This is a genomic window from Cellulomonas oligotrophica (assembly GCF_013409875.1).
GTDB lineage: Bacteria > Actinomycetota > Actinomycetes > Actinomycetales > Cellulomonadaceae > Cellulomonas > Cellulomonas oligotrophica.
Window position 1 is genome coordinate 2,825,922 of sequence record NZ_JACCBK010000001.1, and the last position, 20,787, is coordinate 2,846,708.

A 20,787-nucleotide genomic window follows, 5' to 3' on the forward strand; every position below is an offset into this window, starting at 1 on the left:
CCCGCCGACGACCCGTTCACGCCCCGGGCAGCTCCGGCACCCGTGCCGGCGGGGCGAGGGGCGCCATCGCGGGGTGCTCGCGCAGGGCCTGCGCGCCGTGCGTCGCCGCGAGGACCACCACCGCGGCGAACGGCGCGTAGTCGCCCTGGAGCATCAGCGGTGACGTGTCGGGGTACTGGCAGACCAGACCGCGGCGGAGGGGGTCGGGGTAGACGGCGCTCGCACCGGTGTGGTGGAACCAGATCCACTCCCCGCCGCGCTGCACGAGCAGCCGCCGGTCGCTGACGACGAGGCGCACGGTCTGGTGCTCGCGCCACTGGTCGGCCGCCTGCCGCTGCGCCGCGGAACGCGCCGACGCGTTGGCGACCGCCGTGCCGGCCAGCCCTGCGAGCACGAACGCGGGGCTCCCGACGAACAGACCGCTCGTCTGGGTGTAGTGCACGGTCGTGCCGTAGTAGCGGGCGTACCCGATCGGCACGTCGGCGTAGAACACCTCGCCGGGCAGCGGGACGACGTCCCACACCGCCATGGTCGCCGGACGCTCCCCGCGGACGAGCGCCGCCGCGGTCTGCACGGCGTGCTGCCACGCGACGTCGGCGAAGTGCTGCGCCGAGGCCTGCCTGTCCCGCTCCTCGCGCTCGCGGCGGGTGAGCCGGCCGGCCCGCAGGCGTGCCGCGCGGTAGACCCGCTGCCCCTGGACCAGCGCCACCACCAGCAGGACCAGGGGCGCCACGAGGGCCACGGCCAGGACCAGCAGGATCAGGAGGCCGTCGGTCGCGTCGGGCTCAGAGCCCGCGCTCTCGTCCAGCGCGGACGTGCCGAGCATGGCCAGCACGTAGACGACGGGTGCGGCCGCCAGCGGCAGCACCCAGCGCAGGTGACGACGGACGGCAGGCAGCAGGGTCCGGGGCACCGGCGCAGGCTAGCGTCCGCGGGCCTGGCCGTCCGGGCCCTTCCACAGCCACCGCGCCCCGAGCCCCGTCAGCGCCGGACCGCGTCGCCGTCGCCGGGCGCCGCAGCCTCGGGAGGGGGCGTCTGCTGGGCGAACGCGAGGTGCCCGCCCAGGTAGCCGCCGACGCCGAGCAGCCCGCCCGCGGCGAGCGAGACCGCGACGCCGAGCCGGCGGCGACCGGCGCGCCGGGCCAGCCACGACGCGGCGTACAGCCCCGCGGCGGCACCGTTGGCCGCGGCGTGCACCACCCCGACGCGACGGGCCCGGCGGCCCGAGACCGCCCAGTCCGCCCACCCCGCCGCCGCCGTGGGGGCGGCCGCGAGCACGCCGAGGCCCAGCAGCCGGTCCGCGGCCGCGTCGCTCCCGGGCGGGCCCGCCACGTCGAGCACCGTGGCCGCCGCCCACAGACCCATCGGCACGTCGGTGAGCAGCGGGTGCGCCGCGTGCCCGAGCGGCTCGCCGTGCAGCACGGCCCGGACGGCCCGCACGCGCAGCACGGGTGCGAGTGCCTCCCGCGCCCGCTGCACCAGCGGGTCCAGGACCTCGGCCTGCTCGAGCGCGCGGGCGGCCCGCAGCGGGAGAGGCCCCCGACGTCCCGGCTCGTCGACGTGCGCGTGTGCGGTCATCGGTGGCACTCCTCGGTCGGCAGCGGGCGTGCGCGGTCGGCGACCGGCCGCTGGTCCGATCCTGCCCCCGGTCGGCCGGGGCCGCCGGGGGAGGCGGGACGCATCTACTGCGTCCGTCGTACGCGTCCGCGCGCACGGGGTGGCAGCATCGCGACGTGACCGACCAGGACCCGCCGCTGCGCGCACCCCTCGGCGTGCGCGGCGTGCGGGGCTTCGACGTCACGACGCGCGTCGTCATCGCCCTCGCGCTGGCCGTCACCCCGGTGCACGTGCTCCAGACCGGCAGCGGGGCCGCCGGGTGGCTCGCTCTCGCGGTCTCGTGCGTCGGGGTCGTGCTGGTCGGGCTGCGGCCGCGCGTCGCGCTGGTCCTCGTCGCGGGCGCACCGGTCCTCGGCGCGCTGCTGGGTGCGCAGCCCCTGCCGCTGTGGACCGTCACGTGCTTCGCGGCGTTCCTGCTGACCCTGCGCGGCACGTCGGGCCTGCTCGTCGCCGTCGTCGGGGTCGTCACCACCACGGCGGCCACGTTCTTCACGTCGTGGACCTTCGCGGTCGAGACCAACCCCGAGGTCGCGGTCGCACCCTTCGCGGCGCTGGCGGCCGCGGGCGCCGGGTCCGCGATGCGCAGCCAGCGGCAGTACTGGAGCGCCCTCGAGGCGCGCGCCCGCGACGCCGTGGCGAGCCGCCAGGCGGCCGTCGACCGCAGCGTCGCCGAGGAGCGCGTGCGGATCGCCCGCGACCTGCACGACGGCGTCGGTCACCGCATCGCGGTGGTGAGCATGCACCTGGGCGCCGCCGAGGTGCACCTGCCGCCCGGTGCCGACGCCGCCCGCGCCGACGTGACCGCGGCGCGCGGCGCGGTGCAGCAGGTGCTGCGCGAGACGCAGCAGATCCTGCACGTGCTGCGCGTCGGCCCGGACGACGCGACCGTCGCGCCCACGCCCGGCCACGAGCGCATCCCGCAGCTCGTCGAGGCCTTCGTCGCCGCGGGGGTGCAGGTCGACGCCGACCTGCCCGACCTGGGCCGGCCCCTGCCGCCCGAGGTCAGCGCCGCCGCGTTCCGCATCGTGCAGGAGGCCCTGACCAACGCGCAGCGGCACGGCACCGGCACCGTGTGGCTGCGGGTGGGCCTGGCCGACGCCGTGCGCATCGAGGTCGTCAACGTGCGCTCGCGCCGGCCCGCCGGCACCGGCGGCGGCCACGGGCTGGTCGGGATGCGCGAGCGGGCGGCGTCCGCGGGCGGGCGGCTGGACGCCCGCGCGGACGGGGAGACGTTCCGGGTCCGGGCCGAGCTGCCCGCGGTCCCGGCCGAGACGGAGGTGGACGCATGATCCGGGTGGCCCTCGTGGACGACCAGGAGCTGATCCGGGCCGGGCTGCGCACGATCCTCGACGCGCACCCGGCCACGCAGGTGGTGGCCGAGGCCGCCGACGGGCTCGCCGCCCTGCGGGTGTGCCGGCCCGACGCGGTCGACGTCGTGCTCATGGACGTGCGGATGCCCGGCATCGACGGCGTCGAGGCGACGCGGCGCCTGCGCGCGGCCGGCGCCCTGCCGCGCATCCTCGTGCTCACCACGTTCGACCAGGACGAGAACGTGCTGGCCGCGCTGCGCGCCGGCGCCGACGGGTTCCTCAGCAAGGGCGCGGGGCCCGCGGAGATCGTCGCGGCGGTCGAACGCGTCGCCGCCGGGGGGCGTGCGCTGTCCCCGGGGGCGCTCGACGCCCTCGTCGACCACGTCGCCGGCGCGCAGGAGACGCCCCCGGACCCCGACGCGGTCGCGCTCCTCGCGCTGCTGACGCCCCGCGAGCGCGAGGTCGTCGAGGCGGCGGTCCGCGGGTGGGACAACGTCCAGATCGGCGCCCGTCTGCACCTGTCGCCGCTGACGGTGAAGACGCACGCGAACCGGGCGATGACGAAGGTCGGCGCCCGGGACCGCGCCCAGCTGGTGTCGCTCGCGGTGCGGGCCGGCGTGCGCCCCTGAGGCGGGCGTCGGCTCGCCGCACCGTGCCGTCCGGGCCAGACTCGGGCTGTGACGTCCGACGAGGCGGCGGGTCCGCACGGCACCGGCGGGGGCGTGCGCTGCGCCGCCGGGCCGGGCACCTGTACGGGCTGGTGATCACCGGCTCGGTGCTGGCCGCGGCGCCCGAGGGCCGCACGCTGGCCGGGTCGCGCTCGCGGCGGTCGCGACGCTCGCCGTGTACTGGGCGACGGAGTCCTACACGCACTGGATCGCCGCCCGCGCGCACCTGGGCCGCGACCTGACGGGGCCCGAGCGGCGCGAGGTCCTCGTCGACGGGCTGCCGCTGGTCGCCGCGTGCGGGGTGCCCGCGCTGGTCCTGGTCGCCGAGGGGGTGCTCGGCGTCGAGGCACGCACGGGGATCCTGCTCGCGCTGGTGGTGAACGTGGGCCTGCTGGTGCGCGTGGGGTGGACCATGGCGACGTCGGGCGGGCTGCGGGGGTGGCGGCGCGGGAGCGCGGCGACGGGGACGGGCCTGCTGGGCGTGCTGATGATCGCGCTGAAGCTGGCGCTGCACCGACCGCGCCGACGCGTGGCAGGGGCCGGGACGAGGGGGGCGACGTGGGCCAGGACGTGCCGACGAGGAGCGAGCGTGCGGCCGCCGGCCGTGCGGTGCGGGCCGCCGTGCCGCGCGGTGCGCTGGCCGACCCGGGCGTGACCACGGGCCGGGCGGACCCCGTCGGGCTCGTCGTCGCGCAGGAGGCCACGCGCGTCGCGAACCTGCTGCCGCTGCGGCACCGGCGCATGGCTGCGTCGCCGTTCGCGTTCTACCGCGGCAGCGCGGTCGTCATGGCGCACGACCTGGCGTCGGTGCCCGCCACCGGGCTCACGGTGCAGCTGTGCGGGGACGCGCACCTGGCCAACTTCGGGCTGTACGCCTCGCCGGAGCGGCGGCTGCTGCTCGACCTGAACGACTTCGACGAGACGGCGCCCGGGCCGTTCGAGTGGGACGTGAAGCGGCTGGTCGCGAGCGTCGAGCTGGCGGCGCGGGAGATCGGCGCGCCGGCGGCGGGGCGCCGCGCGGCGGTGGTCGCGACCGCGCGGGCGTACCGGGTCGCGATGCGCGGCTTCGCCCGCATGTCGACGCTGGACGTCTGGTACGCGCGCCTCGACGCCGACCGGGCGCTGGTCGAGCAGGCCCGCCCGGCCGGGGGGCGTGCCGCGCGGCGGACGGAGCGCGCGCTGGCCCGGGCGCGCCGACGGGACCAGCTGAGCGCGGTGGGGGGCCTGACCACGGTCGAGGACGGGGTGCGCCGGTTCGTGCCCGACCCGCCGCTGCTGCAGACCCTCGACGGGCTGGTCGGCCCCGAGCGTGCGGGGGCGTTCCGCGACGGACTGGGCGACCTGCTGCGCGGGTACCGCCGGACCCTGCCGTCGGACCGGCGTCACCTGCTCGACCGCTACCGGCTCGTCGACGTCGCCCGCAAGGTCGTCGGCGTGGGCAGCGTGGGGACGCGCGCGTTCGTGCTGGTGGTCCAGGGCGACGACGCCGACGACGCGCTGGTGCTCCAGGCCAAGGAGGCGCAGCGGTCCGTCGTGGCGGCGGTCCTGGGCACGCGCGGGCCGGCGCAGGAGGGGCAGCGCGTCGTCGAGGGGCAGCGGCTGATGCAGGCGGCGTCGGACGTGCTCCTCGGCTGGCAGCGCACTGCGGGCGTCGACGGCGTGGCCCGGGACTACTACGTGCGTCAGCTGCGCGACTGGAAGGGCGGGTTCGACGTCGCCGGTGCCCGGCTGCCGGGCCTGACCGCGTACGGGCGGGCGTGCGCGTGGACCCTCGCGCGGGCCCACGCCCGCTCGGGGGACCGGGTGGCGGTCGCCGCGTACCTCGGCGGCGGCGACCGCGCGGACGAGGCGTTCGCCGACCTGGCGGCGGCGTGCGCGGACCGGACGGAGGCCGACCACGCGGCGTTCGCCGCGGCGGTGCGGTCCGGCCGGCTGACGGGGGTCGACGCCTGAGGGTCCGTGTCAGAGCGGTACCCGCACGTCCGACCCGCCCTCGGGGGTCAGGCGTGCGCCCACCTGGACGAGGGCGGCCCGTCCGCCGGTGAACCCGCCCGCGAACAGGGCGCGCCCCTGCGGGAAGCGCGGGGACGCGGCCACGAGGTCTGCCGGCGCGTACCCGAAGACGTCGGTGAGCTCGGCCAGGTCCCGCGGGGAGCTCATCCGCAGGAGGCCGAGGTTGTCGCACTGCGAGAGCACGTTCGGGTGCACCTTCGACGGCCGCTGCGTCGACAGCAGCAGCCACAGCCCGAACTTGCGGCCCTCGGCGGCGATCTGCACGACCCGCTCGGTCAGCGCCTTCTCCAGGGGCGTCACGGGGTCGGGCGGGCAGATGTTGTGCGCCTCGTCGACCACCACGAGCACGGGCTCGCGCCGTTCGCGCGTGGCCCACAGGTGGTCGAGCACGGCCAGGGCGGCGGCGTGCGGCTCGGCGTGGTCGCGGAACCCGCCGAGGTCCATGACGGTCGCGCGCGGGCGGGTGTCGACGACGTCCTCGACGGACTGCTCGCCGCGCGCCCACAGGTCCCAGCCGAGGGTGCCGAGGTTCTCGATGCGGCGCAGCAGCGCCGCGTGCGCGGGGTCGTCGGCCTGCGCGAGGTAGCGGTGCAGGAGCTCGGGCTCGTGCGAGCGCACGTGCTCGCCGATGTGCAGGAGCACGTTGAACTCGTCGCGGTCGGCCAGCGGGTCCAGGCGCAGCACCGCGGCCTTCGAACGCAGCGGCATGTCGACGAAACGGGCGTGCAGGCGGTCCCCGGGGGCGTCCCCCGAGCGCAGCACCCGCACGCCCAGGTCGGCCCAGCGGCTCCCCAGGTCGGCGGGCGCCCCGGTGCGCGTCTCGTGCAGCCGCACGAAGTCGCCGTTGGGGTCGAGCACCAGCAGCGGCAGCCGCGTGCGCAGCAGCAGCTGCTCGAGCATGACGCCGAGCGCGTACGTCTTGCCCGACCCGGACTGCCCGCACCAGAACGTGTGCCGGTTGAACCGGGTGGCGTCGAGCAGCGCCGGTGCCCCGGCCTCGTCGACGAGCGTGCCGATCTCGAGCGTGGTCATGCGTCCCCCTCCCGGCCGCGCCGGTGCGGCCCCCGGTCCGAGCATCCCGTGCCGGGCGCCGTCGCGGAAGGCGGCGCGACGGGCCCGCGCGGGTCGTGCGTCCCGCGCGGCGGGGCCGGCGCGGGCCTAGCCTCGGGGCGTCCGGGTGCCGTGCCCGGCGGGCAGGAGGAGACCGTGGCGACGTTCCGCACCGCCGGTCGGGTCGTGGTCGGCCCGGGCGAGGGCGAGCACGCTGCCGCCCTCGTGGCGTCGCTCGGGCGGCGCGCGCTGGTCGTCGCCGGCGGGCACGCGGACGTCGACGTGCTGGTCCAGGCTGCCGGGCACGAGCTCGACGAGGTGCACGTGTGGCGTCGCAGCGGCGAGCCGGACGTCGCAGGGGTCCGCGCGGGCGTCGAGGTGGCCCGGGCGTTCGGGCCCGACGTCGTCGTCGGGTGGGGCGGCGGGTCCGTGCTCGACACCGCGAAGGCCGTCGCGGCCCTGCACCGCGGCACGGGCGACGTGCTCGACCACCTCGAGGTCGTCGGCCGTGGCCTGCCGCTGCCGGGGGCGGCCGCGCCGGTGGTCGCCGTCCCGACGACGAGCGGCACGGGCGCCGAGGTGACCGCCAACGCCCCCGTCCTCGTGCCGGAGCACGGCGTCAAGGCGAGCCTGCGCGGCACGACGCTGCTGCCGGCGCTCGCCCTCGTCGACCCCGTGCTCACGCTCGGCTGCCCGCCCGCGGTGACCGCGGCGTCCGGTGCCGACGCCCTCACGCAGTGCCTCGAGGCCTTCACGACCCCGGCCGCGACACCCCTGACGGACCCGCTCGCGCTGGACGGCCTCGTCCGGGCCGGCCGCAGCCTGGTCCGTGCCACGACGCACGGCGACGACCTCGACGCCCGCACGGACATGTCCCTGGCGGCGCTGCTGTCCGGCATGGCCCTGGCCAACGCGCGGCTCGGCGCCGTGCACGGGCTCGCCGCGGCGCTGGGCGGTGCCGTGCAGGCCGGCCACGGCGAGATCTGCGCCGCGGTGCTCGTGGCCACGACCGCCGCGAACGTCGCCGCCCTGCGCCGCACCGACCCCGACGGGGACGCCCTGCGCCGCTACGCCCGGGCCGTGCAGGCCCTCACCGGCCGGGCCTCGGCGGGCGCGGACGACGCGGCCCCGTGGCTCGCCGACGCCCTGGCACCGCTCGGCCTGCGCGGTCTCGGCGCACTGGGCCTCGACGACGCGGCCGTGCCCGCGGTCGCCCGCGCGGCGCTCGCCGCGTCGAGCATGCGCGGCAACCCCGTGACCCTCACCGCCGACGAGGTCGAGGACGTGCTGCGCGCCTCGGCGTGACCGCGGGCACGGCGGGCGTGCCGGCCCGGGCGCGCGGGAGTACGTTCGGCGCGACGGACGGTCCCGCGCCGGAGGTGAGCCGTGGGGGCACGAGCCAGCGGTGCGCGCGGCGGCGCGGCGCGGACGGGTGCGACGCCCTCCCGCGCCGGACCGCCCGCGCGCCGCGGCCGCGTCGTCCTGTGCACGGCGGCCGCCCTGCTCGTCGCGACCCTCGCCTACGCCGTCGTCCCGCGCGACGCCCAGGCGCTCGCGGGCACGACCGGCACGGTGCGCGTGCTCCTGCTGGTGGGGTGCGTGGCCGCCCTGGTCGACGTGGTCGCGCGCCTCGTCCGTGGGGCGGTCGCGCAGGGCCGGTCGTTCGGGGAGCGGCTGTGCGTGCTGCTCGTCGTGGTGTGGGTCGTCGTCGTGTTCTTCGCCGCGGTCGCGTACGTCATGGCCGACGGTTTCGAGTGGCTGCGCAGCAAGGTCGACGCGCTGTACTTCGCGGTGACCACGCTGACCACCGTGGGCTTCGGCGACGTCACGCCCGTCAGCCAGGAGGCCCGTCTGCTCGTGATCGTGCAGATGGTCTTCGACGTGGTCGTCGTGACGACGGCCGTGACCCTGCTGGCGTCCGCGCGCACGGGGCCGCCGCACGAGCCGGGCCGGTCCGGCGGAGAAGAGGACACCACCTGACCGCGACCTCCGGCAGCGTGGTCCAGGACGGGTGAGGCCGACGAGTCCTCGCCGCGGGCCGGGTCGGTGCAGGAGCGGGCCGGCGCGACCACGGCGGGCCGTCGGCGGACGGACGACGAGGAGGGGCGGCATGGCGACGATCGAGGCCCACGGGCTGGTCAAGAGGTACGGGGAGGTCGAGGCGCTGCGCGGCCTGGACCTGGAGGTCCCCGAGGGCACCGTGCTGGGCCTGCTGGGGCCCAACGGTGCGGGCAAGACCACGGCGGTGCGCATCCTGACCACGCTGCTGCGCCCCGACGCGGGCACGGCACGGGTCGCCGGCGCCGACGTGGTGCGCGACCCGGAGGCGGCGCGGCGGCAGATCGGCCTGTCCGGCCAGACCGCCGCCGTCGACGAGAACCTCACGGGTGCGGAGAACCTGGAGATGATCGGCCGGCTGTACGGGTTCCGGCGCCGCCGGGCCGTCGCCCGCGCCGACGAGCTGCTCGGCCGGTTCGACCTCACGGACGCCGGCGGGCGCCCCACCAAGACCTACTCCGGCGGCATGCGCCGGCGCCTCGACCTGGCGTGCGCGCTGGTCGCCGAGCCGCCCGTGGTCGTCCTCGACGAGCCGACCACAGGCCTGGACCCGCGCAGCCGCCTGCAGATGTGGGACGTCATCGCCGAGCTCGTCCGCGCGGGCACCACCGTGCTGCTGACCACCCAGTACCTCGAGGAGGCCGACCGGCTCGCCGACGACATCGTCGTCATCGACCACGGCCTGGCCATCGCCCGCGGCACCGCGGACGCCCTCAAGGCGCAGGTCGGCGGCGAGCGCGTCGAGCTCGTGCTGGCCCGCCCGCAGGACCGGGACGCGGCCCGCCGGGCCCTCGGGGCGGTCGCCACCGGCGACGGCGTCCACGACGGCAGCACCGAGCGGTCCCTCTCGGCGGCCGTCGCCGACGGCGCCCGGTCGCTGCGGCACGTGCTCGAACGGCTCGAGGCCGACGGGGTCGAGGTGCTCGACGTCGGCCTGCGGCGCCCGACCCTCGACGACGTGTTCCTCACCCTCACCGGCCGCACCGCCGAGGAGCCCCCGGCGTCCGCCGGCACCCGCACCGAGGCCGTGGAGGTGGCCCGATGAGCACGCAGACCCCGACCGGCACGCACGCCCCGACCGGCACGCCGGCCGCGGCGAACCCGATGGCCACGCTCGTCCGCGTCGCGGTCGACACGCACGTGGTCGCCAAGCGCAACCTCATCAAGATCGTGCGGGTGCCCGAGATCCTCGTCTCGGTGCTGATCTCGCCGATCATGTTCGTCCTGCTGTTCGCGTACGTCTTCGGCGGCGCGATCGACCCCGGCGACGGCGTGCCCTACCGGGAGTTCCTCATCCCGGGGATCTTCGCGCAGACCGTCGTCTTCGGGGCCACGTTCACCGGGGCGGGGATCGCCGACGACATGCAGAAGGGCATCATCGACCGGTTCCGGTCGCTGCCCATGTCGCAGTCGGCCGTGCTCGCCGGCCGCACCGCCTCCGACGTCGTCTACAACGTCCTGTCGCTGGTGATCATGGCGCTCACGGGCTTGCTCGTCGGGTGGCGGGTGCGCGGGTCGCTCCTCGACGCGGCCGCCGCGTTCGCGCTGCTGCTCGCGTTCTCGTACGCCGTGAGCTGGGTGATGGCGCTCGTCGGGGTGCTCGTGCCCAGCGTCGAGGTCATCAACAACGCCTCGTTCATCGTCATCATGCCGCTGACGTTCGTCTCCAACGCGTTCGTGCCCCTGGAGTCGTTCCCGCCGCTGCTGCGCACGGTCGTCGAGTGGAACCCCGTCTCGACGCTCACGCAGGCGTGCCGCGAGCTGTTCGGCAACGTGAACCCCGCCGCGCAGGTCTCCGACGCGTGGTCCATGCAGAACCCCGGGCTCTACACGCTGCTGTGCGTCGTGGTCATGCTCCTGGTGTTCGCGCCCCTGGCCACCGCCCGGTACCGCCGGACGGCCCACTGACGCCACCACGACGGCGGGCAGGGATGATGGTCACCTGCCCGCCGTCGGCGGGAGCCGAGGCGAGGGAGGCGGACGTGGTGCGTCGACGGGGCGAGAAGCTCGACATGACCGCGTGGCTGGCCAAGTACCTGCTCGGCCCGGCGTCCGTCGCCCCGCCGCAGCGCCCCGGCCGTCCCGCCACCGACGCCGAGCGGGAGCGCGAGCAGGGCCTGCAGGCCGGCTTCGAGCGCGTCCAGGACGCCGCCGGCCGCACCTACCTCGTCGACCGCAGCACCCGCCCTGCCCCGGGGAGCGCGCCCGACCCGGACGCCTGACCAGGCCCTGACCGGCACTGGCACCGCTAGCCTGGCCACCCACGCACCTCACCGCCGAGGAGACGACGATGGCCCACCCCGCACCCGACGCCACGCCCACCCCGGCCGACGCGCCGCCCGACCCGGTGCGCGCCACCGCGCCGCAGGCCCCGCCCTCGCGCGACAGCACCCCCGCCGGCACGCCCACGGACCTGCCCCTGTCGCCGGGCGGACGCCCCGGCACCACGGGCGGCGTCCCCTTCTGAGCCTCCCGGGCCCCCCGTGCCGGACCAGCCGCACCGACCTACGGTGGACGGACCGAGACTCAGCGCCGAGGAGGCCACGATGACCGACGACACCGGCACCGCCCCGCACGACGACGCCCCCGACCCCGTCGTCAGCACGGCACCCGTCGCCCCTCCCGCGCCCGACGACGCCGAGGACGACGACACCCTCGCCGAGCCGGTCACGCCGGTCGTCCCGCCCGCCGGCAGGGGCGGCCTCAGCGGCACCCCCTGACCGGCCTGATCCTGACCCGAGCCCGACCCGACGGGCGCCGCACCGACCGTGCGGCGCCCGTCGTGGCGTCGGCACGCAGATGACAGGGCTCTCATCCGTGGCTCACGGTCCCCCCACGGGCGGGGGGTCGGATAGGGGCCATGACGACGACCGGACCCGCCGACCTGCTGCTCGGCCCCGACGCCCAGGGCGTGCTCGACGCCGCGCTCGCGGGCGAGGGGCTGCGGGCGGCGTCGTGGGAGCGGCACGCGGTGCACGCCCGGCCGGGGGCCGAGACGAGCGTCGGGTTCGCGGTCCGGGCCGTCGCCGTGCGCGGTTCCGGCGTCGCGCCGCGCGAGCTGTACCTGGTCGCGACGACGGCGGACCTGCCGGGCGGCGCGCCCGGCATCGCCCGGCTGACCGGCGCCGACGGGCTCACGGTGTCCGTGTGGGCGCACCCCGCGGACCCGGCGCTGCCGGCCCTGGGCACAGCGACCACACCCGCCCTGCTCGGTGACCTGCTGCGGGCCGCGGGCGACGCAGGCACGGTGACCGACCTCGGCGTGGTCGCCTACCGGCCGCTGCGCCGCGCCGTGACGGTGGCCGCGACGCCCGCGGGGCGCCGCTGGGCCAAGGTGCTGCGGCCCGCGGTCGCCGCCGGGCTCGTGCACCGGCTGGACCTGCTGCGCTCGGCCGGCGTGCGGGTGCCCGCGACGGTCGCGCACGCGCCCGGCCTGGTGGTGCTCGCCGACGCGGCGGGGCGCCCGCTCGCCGACCACCTGCACGCGGGCGCGGCGCCGTCGCCCGCCGCGGTGCTCGACCTGCTCGACGGCCTGCCCGTCGCGGCGACCGCGCTGCCCGCGCGCCGCACCCCGGCCGACCGGCTCGACCGGTACGCCGACGCCCTCGCCCGCGCGCTGCCCGACGCCCCTGTGCGGTCGGTCGCGGCGCAGGTCGCCCGCGTCCTCGCCGGCGCTGACCCGGGGCCCGTCGTGGCCACCCACGGGGACCTGCACCCCGCCAACCTGTGGTGGGACGGCCGCCCCGGCGCCGGTGCCCTCGGCCTCATCGACGTCGACACGCTCGGCCCCGGCCGTCGCGTCGACGACCTGGCCTGCCTCGTCGCGCACCTGACGGTGCTGCCGACCCTCGACCCCGGGTACCACCGCGTGCCCGGCCTGCGCGACGCGTTCCTCGCGGCGTCCGACCGGGTCGTCGACCCGGACGCGCTGCGGGCCCGCGCCGCCGCCGTCCTGCTCTCGCTGGCCGCCTCCCGGCCCGCGGAGCACCTCGCGCGCACCTGGCTCGACCAGGCGCGCGAGCTCGTCCGTCGGCCCTCGACGGCCGTCCCCGTGCCGCACCGCGGCACCCTCGAGAGGAGAGCATCATGAACCGCAGGACCACCGCCGTCTGGGTCGTCACCGGTGCGCTGGGCGTGACCGGCGTCGTCGCCGCGACGAGCGCCTTCGCCGACACCCGCGACGACACCACGCCGCAGCCCGGCATCACGCTGGAGGCGACTCCGTCCGCCAGCGCGTCGAGCACGCCGTCCGAGGCCCCGACGTCCACGCCGTCGGCCACCCCGTCGGCCTCGGCCAGCCCCACCGCGACCGCGCCGGGCAGCCAGGTGACCTCGGTGACCGCCCTGTCGGCCCAGACGCCGCAGACGGCCCAGACGCCCGCCTCGGTCGTCACGCCCGCCTCGGCCCCGACGCCGCAGACGGCCGCGAGCCCGATGACGCCGCAGACGCCGCCGAGCGTCGTGACCCCGGCGAGCCCGGTCTCGGCGCAGTCCCCGCAGACCGCGCCCACCGCGCCGACGCCCTGACGGCCAGGACGGCCGTGCCCCGGCACGGCTGACGGCCCGACGCCGCCGCGCCCCTCCGCGCGGCGGCGTCGGACCCGTCCGCGCGGCGGGCCGCGGCCGACTCAGCGCGGTGCCGGCACCGCGTCGGGCTCCGTCGCCTCGGACGCCTCGGTGGCCTCCTGCGCGGGGGCGCCCTGGTGCAGCACCCGACGGCCCGACGGCAGCACGAGGGCCGTGACCACGACGAGCAGCAGCGCGACCCCCGCCGCGACCAGCAGCGACTCGACGCTGTACCGGTCGGCGAGCGGGCCGAACACCGACATGCCCAGCGGCATCGCGACGGCCATGACGATGCCGACGAACCCGAACACCCGCCCCTGCCGGTCGGGCTCGACGGTCTCCTGCAGCACCGTCATGGTGGGGGTGGAGAAGAACGGCACGCCGAGGCCGACGAGCAGCATGAAGCCGAAGAACACCCACAGGTTCGTCGACAGCCCGAGCGCCACGTTGACGAGCGCGAAGCCCACGGTCGTGACCAGCACCATCGCGACCCGGTTGCGCAGGCCGCCCCACGCCGCGACGACGATGCCGCCGACGAGCATGCCCACGCTGAACGCGAGCTCGTTGACCGTGAGCATCCACACCTCGTCGCCGAAGGAGCGCACGATCATCAGCGGCGTGAGGAACGACGGGGCGACGATGAGCACGAACACGACGCCCCACATGAGCAGCACCCACCGCACGAACGCGTGGCCGGCGACGTACCGGACGCCGCCGACGAGGTCGGCGACGTAGCCGCGGACGCCGGCGACCTGGTCGGTGCGCACCAGGCGCGGCACGGGCACGAGCAGCAGCAGCCCGATCCCGATCATCGCGGTGACGACGTCGACGAAGAAGATCGTCTCGATCGACGCCGAGGCGTAGATCCCGGCGGCGACGGCCGGGGCGACGAGCATCATCGCGGACTGGATGGTGCCGTTGATGCCGTTGACGCGCATGAGCTTGTCGGTCGGGGTGATCTGCGGCAGCAGGGCGCCGACGGCCGGGGTCTGGATGCCGGCGCCGGCGGAGCGGATCGCGGAGACCAGGTAGAGCAGCCACAGGTCGTCGTAGCCGGACAGCATGACGAGCGCGAGGACGAGCGTGGTGGCGGCGATGGTCGCGTCGGCGCCGACGATGAGGAGCCGGCGGTCGAGGCGGTCGGCCCACACGCCGCCGAACACGGACACCACGGCCTGCGGCAGGAACCCGAACACCGCGTACAGGGCCATGACGGTGCCCGACCGGGTCTCCAGGGTCAGGTGCCACATGATCGCGTACTGCACGAGCATCGAGCCGAGCAGCGACGTGGTCTGGCCGGACAGGAAGATCGTCACGTCGCGCCGCCACGTCGGGCGGTCGGCCTCGGTGAGCGGGGCCTGCGCGAGCGAGACGTCCGACGCGCGCGGGGGCGCGTCCGGGGCGGGCTCGTCGACGGGCGGGGCGTCGTCGGGGGTGGTGGGCACGGGTGGCCTCCGTCGGCTCGGGGGTCGTCGTCCGGGTGCAGACCCGGCGCGGGGCCAGGACTCAGCGGGTGCGCCGACGGCCGCACCCAGGCTCGCCCGGGGGCGCCCCGCCTGTCACGGGGTTTGCGGGCGCACTCGCCGGGGGTCAGTCCCGTGCCGCGAGGCGGTAGCCCATGCCGCGGACGGTCTCGACGCGGTCCGCGCCGACCTTGCCGCGCAGGTAGCGCACGTACACGTCGACGACGTTGGACGACGGGTCGAAGTCGTAGCCCCACACCTGCGAGAGCAGCTGCTCGCGGGACAGGACCTGGCCGGGGTGCCGCAGGAACGCCTCCAGCAGCCCGTACTCGCGGGCCGAGAGGTCGACGTCGCGGCCGTCGACGCTCACGCGGCGCGAGCGGACGTCCAGGGCCAGGTCGCCGGCGCGCAGCACGGTCGGCTCGTCGGCGGGGTCGGTGCGGAGGCGCACCCGGATCCGGGCGAGCAGCTCCTCGAACCGGAACGGCTTGGCCATGTAGTCGTCGGCGCCCTCGTCGAGGCCCGCGACGACGTCGCGCACGGTCGAGCGCGCGGTGAGGATGATGACGGGCAGCCGGCTGCCCTGGCCCCGGAGCGCGCGCAGCACCGCGAGGCCGTCGCCGCCCTTGAGGCCCAGGTCGAGCACCATGAGGTCGAAGTCCCCGCTGGACGCGAGGTCGAGGGCCTCGCGCGCCGTGGCGACGGTCGTGCTCGCGTACCCCTGCGCCTGCAGGCCCTTGGCCACGAACCGCGCGATCCGGGCCTCGTCCTCGGCGACGAGGATCTGCGTCACGGGGTGCCTCCGGGTGCGTCGTCGGTGGGGGACTGCGGCGCGGGACCGTCCACGGGCACCCGCACGGTGAAGGTCGAGCCCTCGCCCCGCACGGACCGCACGCCGACGTCCCCGCCGTGAGCATGCGCGATGGCCGAGACGATCGCGAGCCCGAGCCCCGCACCGGGGCGTGCCTCGTCCTCGTCGGCGCGCGCGAACCGGTCGAACACCCGGTCGAGGTCGCCCGGGGCGATGCCGACGCCCTCGTCGGTGACCCACAGCTCCAGCCACCCGTCGCGGACGCGCGAGCCGAGCAGCACCGTCGAGCCGTCGTCGGAGAACTTCACCGCGTTGGCGGCGAGCTGGAGCCACGCCTGCGTGAGGCGCTGCGCGTCGACGAGGACCTCGCCCTCGGCGCGCTCCTGCACGCCCCAGCGCCGGGCGCCGAGCGGCCGGACGTTGCCGGAGACGGTGTCGGTCAGCGCGCCCGCGTCGTGCGGGGCGAACCGCACGAACTCCCCGCTGCCCACGGTCGCCAGCGTCATGAGGTCCTCGACGAGCCGGCCCATGCGGTCGATCTCGTCGAGCGCGAGGGCGCGCGTCTCCTCGGCGTCGGCCGCGTCGGAGGTGTCCATGAGCTCCAGGTGCCCGCGCACCACGGTCAGCGGGGTGCGCAGCTCGTGCCCGACGTCGTCGAGCAGGGCGCGCTGCGCCCCCACGGCGTCCTCGATCCGGTCGAGCATCGCGTTGAACGCGCGCGTGAGCTCGGCGACGTCGTCGTTGCCGCGCACGGGCAGGCGGGCGGTCTGGTCCGTGTCGGTGATCTGCTGCGCGGTGCGCCCGAGCAGGCGGATGGGCCGCAGCAGGCGCCCGGCGACGAGCCACCCGACGACCCCGACGAGCAGCGTCGCGGCGGCCGCGACCCAGGCGTAGGTCGTGAAGACGGTGCCGAGCTCGCGGCGCTCGGCGGTGCGGTCCCACGCGAGCACGAGCACCGCGGCGTCCTGGGGCCCGGCCGCGACCACGGGGACGACCGCCACGCGCCAGTCGGTGAGCGTGCCGGGCACCGTGACCAGCCGCGCACCCGCGGCGGGGTCGGTGGCGGCGAGCCGCGCCACGAGCGCGGCGTCGTCCTCGGGGCGCAGCAGCACCGAGTCCGCGGCCACGTCGGTGACCCGGCCGTCGACGAGCCCAACCATGCCCTCGTGCCGGCTGGGCACCGTGCGGGACATCGCCAGGCGGACCACCTCGCGCGCCGACGTGAACGGCCCGCCGGTCCGCGGGTCCACCCCCTCGGCCGCCAGCACGCGCACCTGCTCGGTGGCGCGCCGCAGCTCGTCGTCGATGCGCTCGTCGGTGCGCACCCCGCTGAGCAGGGCCGCGACCCCGCCGGACAGCGCGAGCGCGGCGGCGGTCGCCACGAGCACGGCGCCGAGGATGCGGACCCGGACGGTCACGGTGCGCCCGGCCGGCGGTGCGGGCGGCACGGGCCGCACGACCGGGACCGCCTGCGTCGGCTCAGCCGTCGTCACCGTCGGAGCCCTCGTCGTTGCTGTCGTCGTCGTCGTCTTCATCGTCGTGGTCGTCGTCATCGTCGTCGTCCCGGTCGACGGGTGGGGCCGGCTCGACGGCGTCCGGGGTGGACGACGGCGTGGGGGAGGGCGTCGGGCCGCTCGACGCGGGGTCGGTCGGACCGGTGGGTGCGGCGTCCGTCGGTGCGGGTGCCGGGCTCGTGGTCACGCGCACGGGGTCGCCCACGACGACGTCGTCCGGCGGGGCGGCGACGGCCCGGACGACCGCGGCGACGCCCACCACGAGCAGCGCGGCGAGCACGAGCGCGGCGACGAGCGACCCGCGGCGGGCCGGGCGCGCGGCGGCGGCGGTCTCCCGGGTGCGCATGCGGCTCCTCGTGGTCGGCGGGCGGACGTCGGGCGCGTCCACCGGTCGAGCATGCCCCGCGGCGATGAGACGCAGATGAGAGGAGCGGTGCGACACGCGCACCGGCACGCGAGCGTGAGCAACGCGCAGGCCCTAGAGCCTGGCCGATCACCGCTGGGCTGGCTAGCGTTGCGCAAGTGACTGACAAGCGTGTCAACGGCAGCGCGGTGGTGACCTCCCCGCAGAACACCGTCGAGGGGTTCGTGAAGGAGTTCCTCCGCGAGCTCAGCTTCGGCCAGGGCGTGACCCTCGAGCGCGCGAGCGTCAACGACCAGTACCTGGCACTGGCGCGCACGGTGCGCCAGTACCTCATGGCGCGCTGGCTGGAGACGCTCCAGCGGCAGCGCGAGGCGCAGGCCAAGTCGGTCGCCTACCTGTCCGCCGAGTACCTGCTGGGTCGCCAGCTCGACAACGCGCTCCTCGCGACGGACCTCACGGAGGTCGTCGAGGAGGGGCTCGCGTCGCTCGGCATCGAGCTGCAGACGCTGCGCGACCAGGAGACCGAGCCCGGCCTGGGCAACGGCGGCCTCGGGCGCCTCGCCGCGTGCTTCGTCGACTCGCTGGCCACGATGAGCGTGCCGTGCATCGGCTACGGCATCCGCTACGACTACGGCATCTTCCGCCAGACGTTCGTCGACGGCTGGCAGGTCGAGCAGCCCGACAACTGGCTCGCGCTCGGTGCGCCGTGGGAGTTCCCGCACCCCGAGGCGGCCGTCACCGTGCACTTCGGCGGGCGCACGGAGACGTACGACGACGAGGGCGTCGAGCGCACCCGGTGGGTGCACGACTGGGACGTGCTCGGCGTGCCGTTCAACTACATGGTCCCCGGCTACCAGAACGGCCGCGTGAACACGCTGCGGCTGTGGTCGGCCAAGGCCACGCAGGCCTTCGACCTGCAGATCTTCAACTCCGGCGAGTACGTCGACGCCGTCCGTGCGCAGACGTTCGCCGAGAACATCTCCAAGGTCCTGTACCCGGAGGACTCCACGCCCCAGGGCAAGGAGCTGCGGCTGCAGCAGCAGTACTTCTTCGTGGCGTGCTCCATCAAGGACTTCGTCGACTACGTCCTGCCCGAGGACTTCGACCTGCACCGCCTGCCCGAGCGGATCATCTTCCAGCTCAACGACACCCACCCGGTGATCGCCGTCCCCGAGCTCATGCGCGTGCTCGTCGACGAGAAGAAGTGGGACTGGGACGAGGCGTGGGCCGTCACGCAGCAGTGCTTCGCGTACACGTGCCACACCCTGCTGCCCGAGGCCCTTGAGGTCTGGTCGGTCGAGCTCATGGGCCGCCTGCTGCCGCGGCACCTGGAGATCATCTACCGCATCAACGAGGAGTTCCTCGCCGAGGTCGCCGCGAAGCACCCGGGCGACGACGCGCTCCTGGAGCGCATGTCGATCATCGCCGAGCGGCCCGAGCGCTCCGTGCGCATGGCGTACCTGGCCACGGTCGCCGGCTCCAAGGTCAACGGCGTCGCCGCCCTGCACTCCGACCTGCTGCGTGACAAGGTCCTGCCGGACTTCTCCGCGTACTGGCCGGACAAGTTCACCAACGTGACCAACGGCGTCACGCCCCGGCGGTTCGTGCGGCTGTCCAACCCGGCGCTGTCCGAGCTCATCACCGAGGCGGTGGGCGTCGGCTGGGTCACGGACCTGGAGCGTCTGCGCGGCATGGAGCCGCTGGCCGACGACCAGGAGTTCCGCGAGAAGTTCCGCGCGGTCAAGGCCCACAACAAGGAGCGCCTGAGCACGCTCCTGCAGGCCCGCGACGGCATCACGCTGCCCGCGGACGCGATGCTCGACGTCATGGTCAAGCGCCTGCACGAGTACAAGCGCCAGACCCTCAAGGTGCTGCACATCGTCACGCTGTACGACCGGGTGCTGCGCGGCGAGCTCGACCCCGCGACCATGCAGAAGCGGGTCTTCGCGTTCGGTGCCAAGGCCGCCCCGGGCTACCACATGGCGAAGCAGATCATCGGGCTCATCAACCACGTGGGCGCGACGATCAACGACGACCCCCGCCTCGGCGGCGCCCTGACGGTCGTGTTCCCGCCGAACTACAACGTCACGCTCGCCGAGACGCTCATCCCCGCCGCCGACCTGTCCGAGCAGATCTCGCTCGCCGGCAAGGAGGCCTCGGGCACGGGCAACATGAAGTTCGCGCTCAACGGCGCCCTGACCATCGGCACCGACGACGGCGCGAACGTCGAGATCCGCGAGCTCGTCGGCGACGACAACTTCTTCCTGTTCGGGCTGCTGGAGCCGCAGGTCGCGGACCTCGTCGCCGCCGGCTACCAGCCGGGCCGCTACTACGAGGAGGACCCGGCCCTCAAGCGCGCCGTCGACCTCATCGCGTCGGGCACGTTCTCGGGCGGCGACGGCAGCGTCTTCGCCCCCCTGGTGCAGAACCTGCTCACCGAGGACCGCTTCCTCGCCCTGGCCGACTACCGGTCGTACATCGACGCGCAGGACCGTGTCGACGCCGCGTACGCCGACGTCGAGGGCTGGACCCGCTCGGCGATCCTCAACGTCGCCCGCTCCGGGTTCTTCTCCTCGGACCGGTCGATGTGGGACTACATCGACCGCATCTGGCACACGCCGCCGGTCGTCTCCCGCTGACCCACCCGCACGCGACGAGGCCCCCGCCACCCGGCGGGGGCCTCGTCGCGTCGGGATCCACCGCACTCCTGCGAAGGGGCACCACCATGCGCGCACGCGACGGAGCGACGGTCTGATGGCCGGGTTGCACGAGCTCCTGGAGCGATGGCGCGGCGCCGGCATCGGCCCCGCACCCCTCGACGAGGTGGTCGCCTGGTTGCGTGACGAGTACCGCGCCTACGCGATCCCCGTGACCGCGATCCGGCGCGAGGACTACGAGAACGACGACGAGGTCCGCGAGGGGCTCGTCGACACGCTCATGACGATCACGGACCCGGAGGTCCTCGCTCGGATCCGCGACGACGAGGCGCGCGAGGTCTACGACGTGGCGGCGGCCGACCAGGACGCGTACTGGCGCGACCTGTTCGTGGAGGACCCCGACGACCCCGGCGACACGCTGGCGTACCGGCTCCTGCTGACGCAGCACGGGCTGGGTCAGCGCACGTCCGTCGTCCTCGAGCGCGAGGGCGACGTCGTGACGGGGTTCAAGGTGTACGGCCAGACCCGGCCCTTCGCGACCGCCCTGGCGGCGCGCATCGGGTTCCCTGCCCGACGTCCGGGCGACGAGACGCCGTGGCCGTCCATGGTGCCGGGTGACCTCTCGGACGAGACCTTCGTCCACTACCTGCGCTGCCTGGAGGCGACCGGCCGGATCTAGCCCGGCCGGTCACCTCA

The 20,787-nt window shown here is 76.0% G+C and carries 22 protein-coding genes; 15 read left to right on the forward strand and 7 right to left on the reverse strand.

The window, feature by feature from the left end; all coding sequences use genetic code 11:
* Positions 1-16: 16 nt before the first annotated feature.
* The gene (locus BKA21_RS12860; protein WP_140459486.1) at positions 17-913 is read right to left on the reverse strand and encodes a hypothetical protein; all 897 of its coding nucleotides are present in this window, start codon (positions 911-913) and stop codon (positions 17-19) included.
* A gap of 68 nt (positions 914-981) precedes the next feature.
* On the reverse strand, positions 982-1,578 hold the full coding sequence (locus BKA21_RS12865; RefSeq protein ID WP_140459487.1) for a DUF2231 domain-containing protein: 597 nt from the start codon (positions 1,576-1,578) through the stop codon (positions 982-984).
* 155 nt (positions 1,579-1,733) lie between these two features.
* Here BKA21_RS12865 and BKA21_RS20195 point away from each other — a divergent pair, with 155 nt between their 5' ends.
* The 4 genes from BKA21_RS20195 (at position 1,734) to BKA21_RS12885 (ending at position 5,548) form a co-directional block, all read left to right on the forward strand.
* Positions 1,734-2,906 carry a sensor histidine kinase gene (locus BKA21_RS20195; protein ID WP_140459488.1) on the forward strand — a complete coding sequence of 391 codons (1,173 nt, stop codon included), beginning with the start codon at positions 1,734-1,736 and terminating at the stop codon, positions 2,904-2,906.
* Positions 2,903-3,556, forward strand: coding sequence for a response regulator (locus BKA21_RS12875; protein ID WP_140459489.1), 654 nt, complete (start codon positions 2,903-2,905; stop codon positions 3,554-3,556). Before BKA21_RS20195 ends, BKA21_RS12875 begins: the two co-directional genes overlap by 4 nt.
* Before the next feature lie 214 nt (positions 3,557-3,770).
* A complete protein-coding gene (locus tag BKA21_RS12880) occupies positions 3,771-4,250 on the forward strand; it encodes a hypothetical protein (protein ID WP_179625373.1) in 480 nt (159 codons plus the stop codon).
* Positions 4,166-5,548, forward strand: coding sequence for a DUF2252 domain-containing protein (locus tag BKA21_RS12885; protein WP_140459688.1), 1,383 nt, complete (start codon positions 4,166-4,168; stop codon positions 5,546-5,548). Before BKA21_RS12880 ends, BKA21_RS12885 begins: the two co-directional genes overlap by 85 nt.
* A 9-nt stretch (positions 5,549-5,557) precedes the next feature.
* Here BKA21_RS12885 and BKA21_RS12890 read toward each other — a convergent pair whose 3' ends face one another.
* Positions 5,558-6,640 (reverse strand): ATP-binding protein, encoded by a 1,083-nt coding sequence (locus tag BKA21_RS12890; RefSeq protein WP_140459490.1) that lies wholly within the window; start codon positions 6,638-6,640, stop codon positions 5,558-5,560.
* 174 nt (positions 6,641-6,814) lie between these two features.
* Between BKA21_RS12890 and BKA21_RS12895 the strand changes: the two genes are divergently transcribed.
* The 9 genes from BKA21_RS12895 (at position 6,815) to BKA21_RS12935 (ending at position 13,243) form a co-directional block, all read left to right on the forward strand.
* Positions 6,815-7,963 (forward strand): iron-containing alcohol dehydrogenase, encoded by a 1,149-nt coding sequence (locus BKA21_RS12895; RefSeq protein WP_239072826.1) that lies wholly within the window; start codon positions 6,815-6,817, stop codon positions 7,961-7,963.
* 81 nt (positions 7,964-8,044) lie between these two features.
* Positions 8,045-8,638, forward strand: a complete 594-nt coding sequence (locus BKA21_RS20200; protein ID WP_140459492.1) for a potassium channel family protein — start codon at positions 8,045-8,047, stop codon at positions 8,636-8,638.
* A gap of 130 nt (positions 8,639-8,768) precedes the next feature.
* Entirely contained in the window at positions 8,769-9,761 is a 993-nt protein-coding gene (locus BKA21_RS12905) for an ATP-binding cassette domain-containing protein (protein ID WP_140459493.1), read from the forward strand.
* Positions 9,762-9,820: 59 nt separating this feature from the next.
* Positions 9,821-10,624, forward strand: coding sequence for an ABC transporter permease (locus BKA21_RS12910; RefSeq protein ID WP_140459689.1), 804 nt, complete (start codon positions 9,821-9,823; stop codon positions 10,622-10,624).
* A 74-nt stretch (positions 10,625-10,698) separates the two neighbouring features.
* Entirely contained in the window at positions 10,699-10,938 is a 240-nt protein-coding gene (locus tag BKA21_RS12915) for a hypothetical protein (protein WP_140459494.1), read from the forward strand.
* 68 nt (positions 10,939-11,006) lie between these two features.
* On the forward strand, positions 11,007-11,183 hold the full coding sequence (locus tag BKA21_RS12920; protein ID WP_170209039.1) for a hypothetical protein: 177 nt from the start codon (positions 11,007-11,009) through the stop codon (positions 11,181-11,183).
* 79 nt (positions 11,184-11,262) lie between these two features.
* The gene (locus BKA21_RS12925) at positions 11,263-11,436 is read left to right on the forward strand and encodes a hypothetical protein (protein WP_179625374.1); all 174 of its coding nucleotides are present in this window, start codon (positions 11,263-11,265) and stop codon (positions 11,434-11,436) included.
* Between the two features lie 140 nt (positions 11,437-11,576).
* Positions 11,577-12,806, forward strand: coding sequence for an aminoglycoside phosphotransferase/kinase family protein (locus BKA21_RS12930; protein WP_140459496.1), 1,230 nt, complete (start codon positions 11,577-11,579; stop codon positions 12,804-12,806).
* Positions 12,803-13,243 (forward strand): hypothetical protein, encoded by a 441-nt coding sequence (locus BKA21_RS12935; protein WP_170209040.1) that lies wholly within the window; start codon positions 12,803-12,805, stop codon positions 13,241-13,243. The genes BKA21_RS12930 and BKA21_RS12935 overlap by 4 nt, the downstream gene beginning before the upstream one ends.
* A 101-nt stretch (positions 13,244-13,344) precedes the next feature.
* Here the strand turns inward: BKA21_RS12935 and BKA21_RS12940 are convergent, their stop codons facing one another.
* The 4 genes from BKA21_RS12940 to BKA21_RS12955 all read right to left on the reverse strand — a co-directional run bounded on the left by BKA21_RS12940 (position 13,345) and on the right by BKA21_RS12955 (position 17,416).
* Positions 13,345-14,727 (reverse strand): MFS transporter, encoded by a 1,383-nt coding sequence (locus BKA21_RS12940; RefSeq protein ID WP_170209041.1) that lies wholly within the window; start codon positions 14,725-14,727, stop codon positions 13,345-13,347.
* A 145-nt stretch (positions 14,728-14,872) separates the two neighbouring features.
* A complete protein-coding gene (locus BKA21_RS12945) occupies positions 14,873-15,538 on the reverse strand; it encodes a response regulator transcription factor (RefSeq protein ID WP_140459497.1) in 666 nt (221 codons plus the stop codon).
* Positions 15,535-17,109 carry a sensor histidine kinase gene (locus BKA21_RS12950; RefSeq protein WP_239072825.1) on the reverse strand — a complete coding sequence of 525 codons (1,575 nt, stop codon included), beginning with the start codon at positions 17,107-17,109 and terminating at the stop codon, positions 15,535-15,537. The genes BKA21_RS12945 and BKA21_RS12950 overlap by 4 nt, the downstream gene beginning before the upstream one ends.
* On the reverse strand, positions 17,036-17,416 hold the full coding sequence (locus BKA21_RS12955) for a hypothetical protein (protein WP_179625375.1): 381 nt from the start codon (positions 17,414-17,416) through the stop codon (positions 17,036-17,038). The genes BKA21_RS12950 and BKA21_RS12955 overlap by 74 nt, the downstream gene beginning before the upstream one ends.
* Positions 17,417-17,592: 176 nt before the next feature.
* On the opposite strand from BKA21_RS12955, the gene BKA21_RS12960 reads away from it, so the two are divergent.
* Both BKA21_RS12960 and BKA21_RS12965 read left to right on the forward strand, forming a co-directional pair.
* Positions 17,593-20,073 carry a glycogen/starch/alpha-glucan phosphorylase gene (locus tag BKA21_RS12960; RefSeq protein WP_140459499.1) on the forward strand — a complete coding sequence of 827 codons (2,481 nt, stop codon included), beginning with the start codon at positions 17,593-17,595 and terminating at the stop codon, positions 20,071-20,073.
* Between the two features lie 115 nt (positions 20,074-20,188).
* On the forward strand, positions 20,189-20,770 hold the full coding sequence (locus tag BKA21_RS12965) for a hypothetical protein (protein ID WP_140459500.1): 582 nt from the start codon (positions 20,189-20,191) through the stop codon (positions 20,768-20,770).
* Positions 20,771-20,787: the final 17 nt, after the last annotated feature.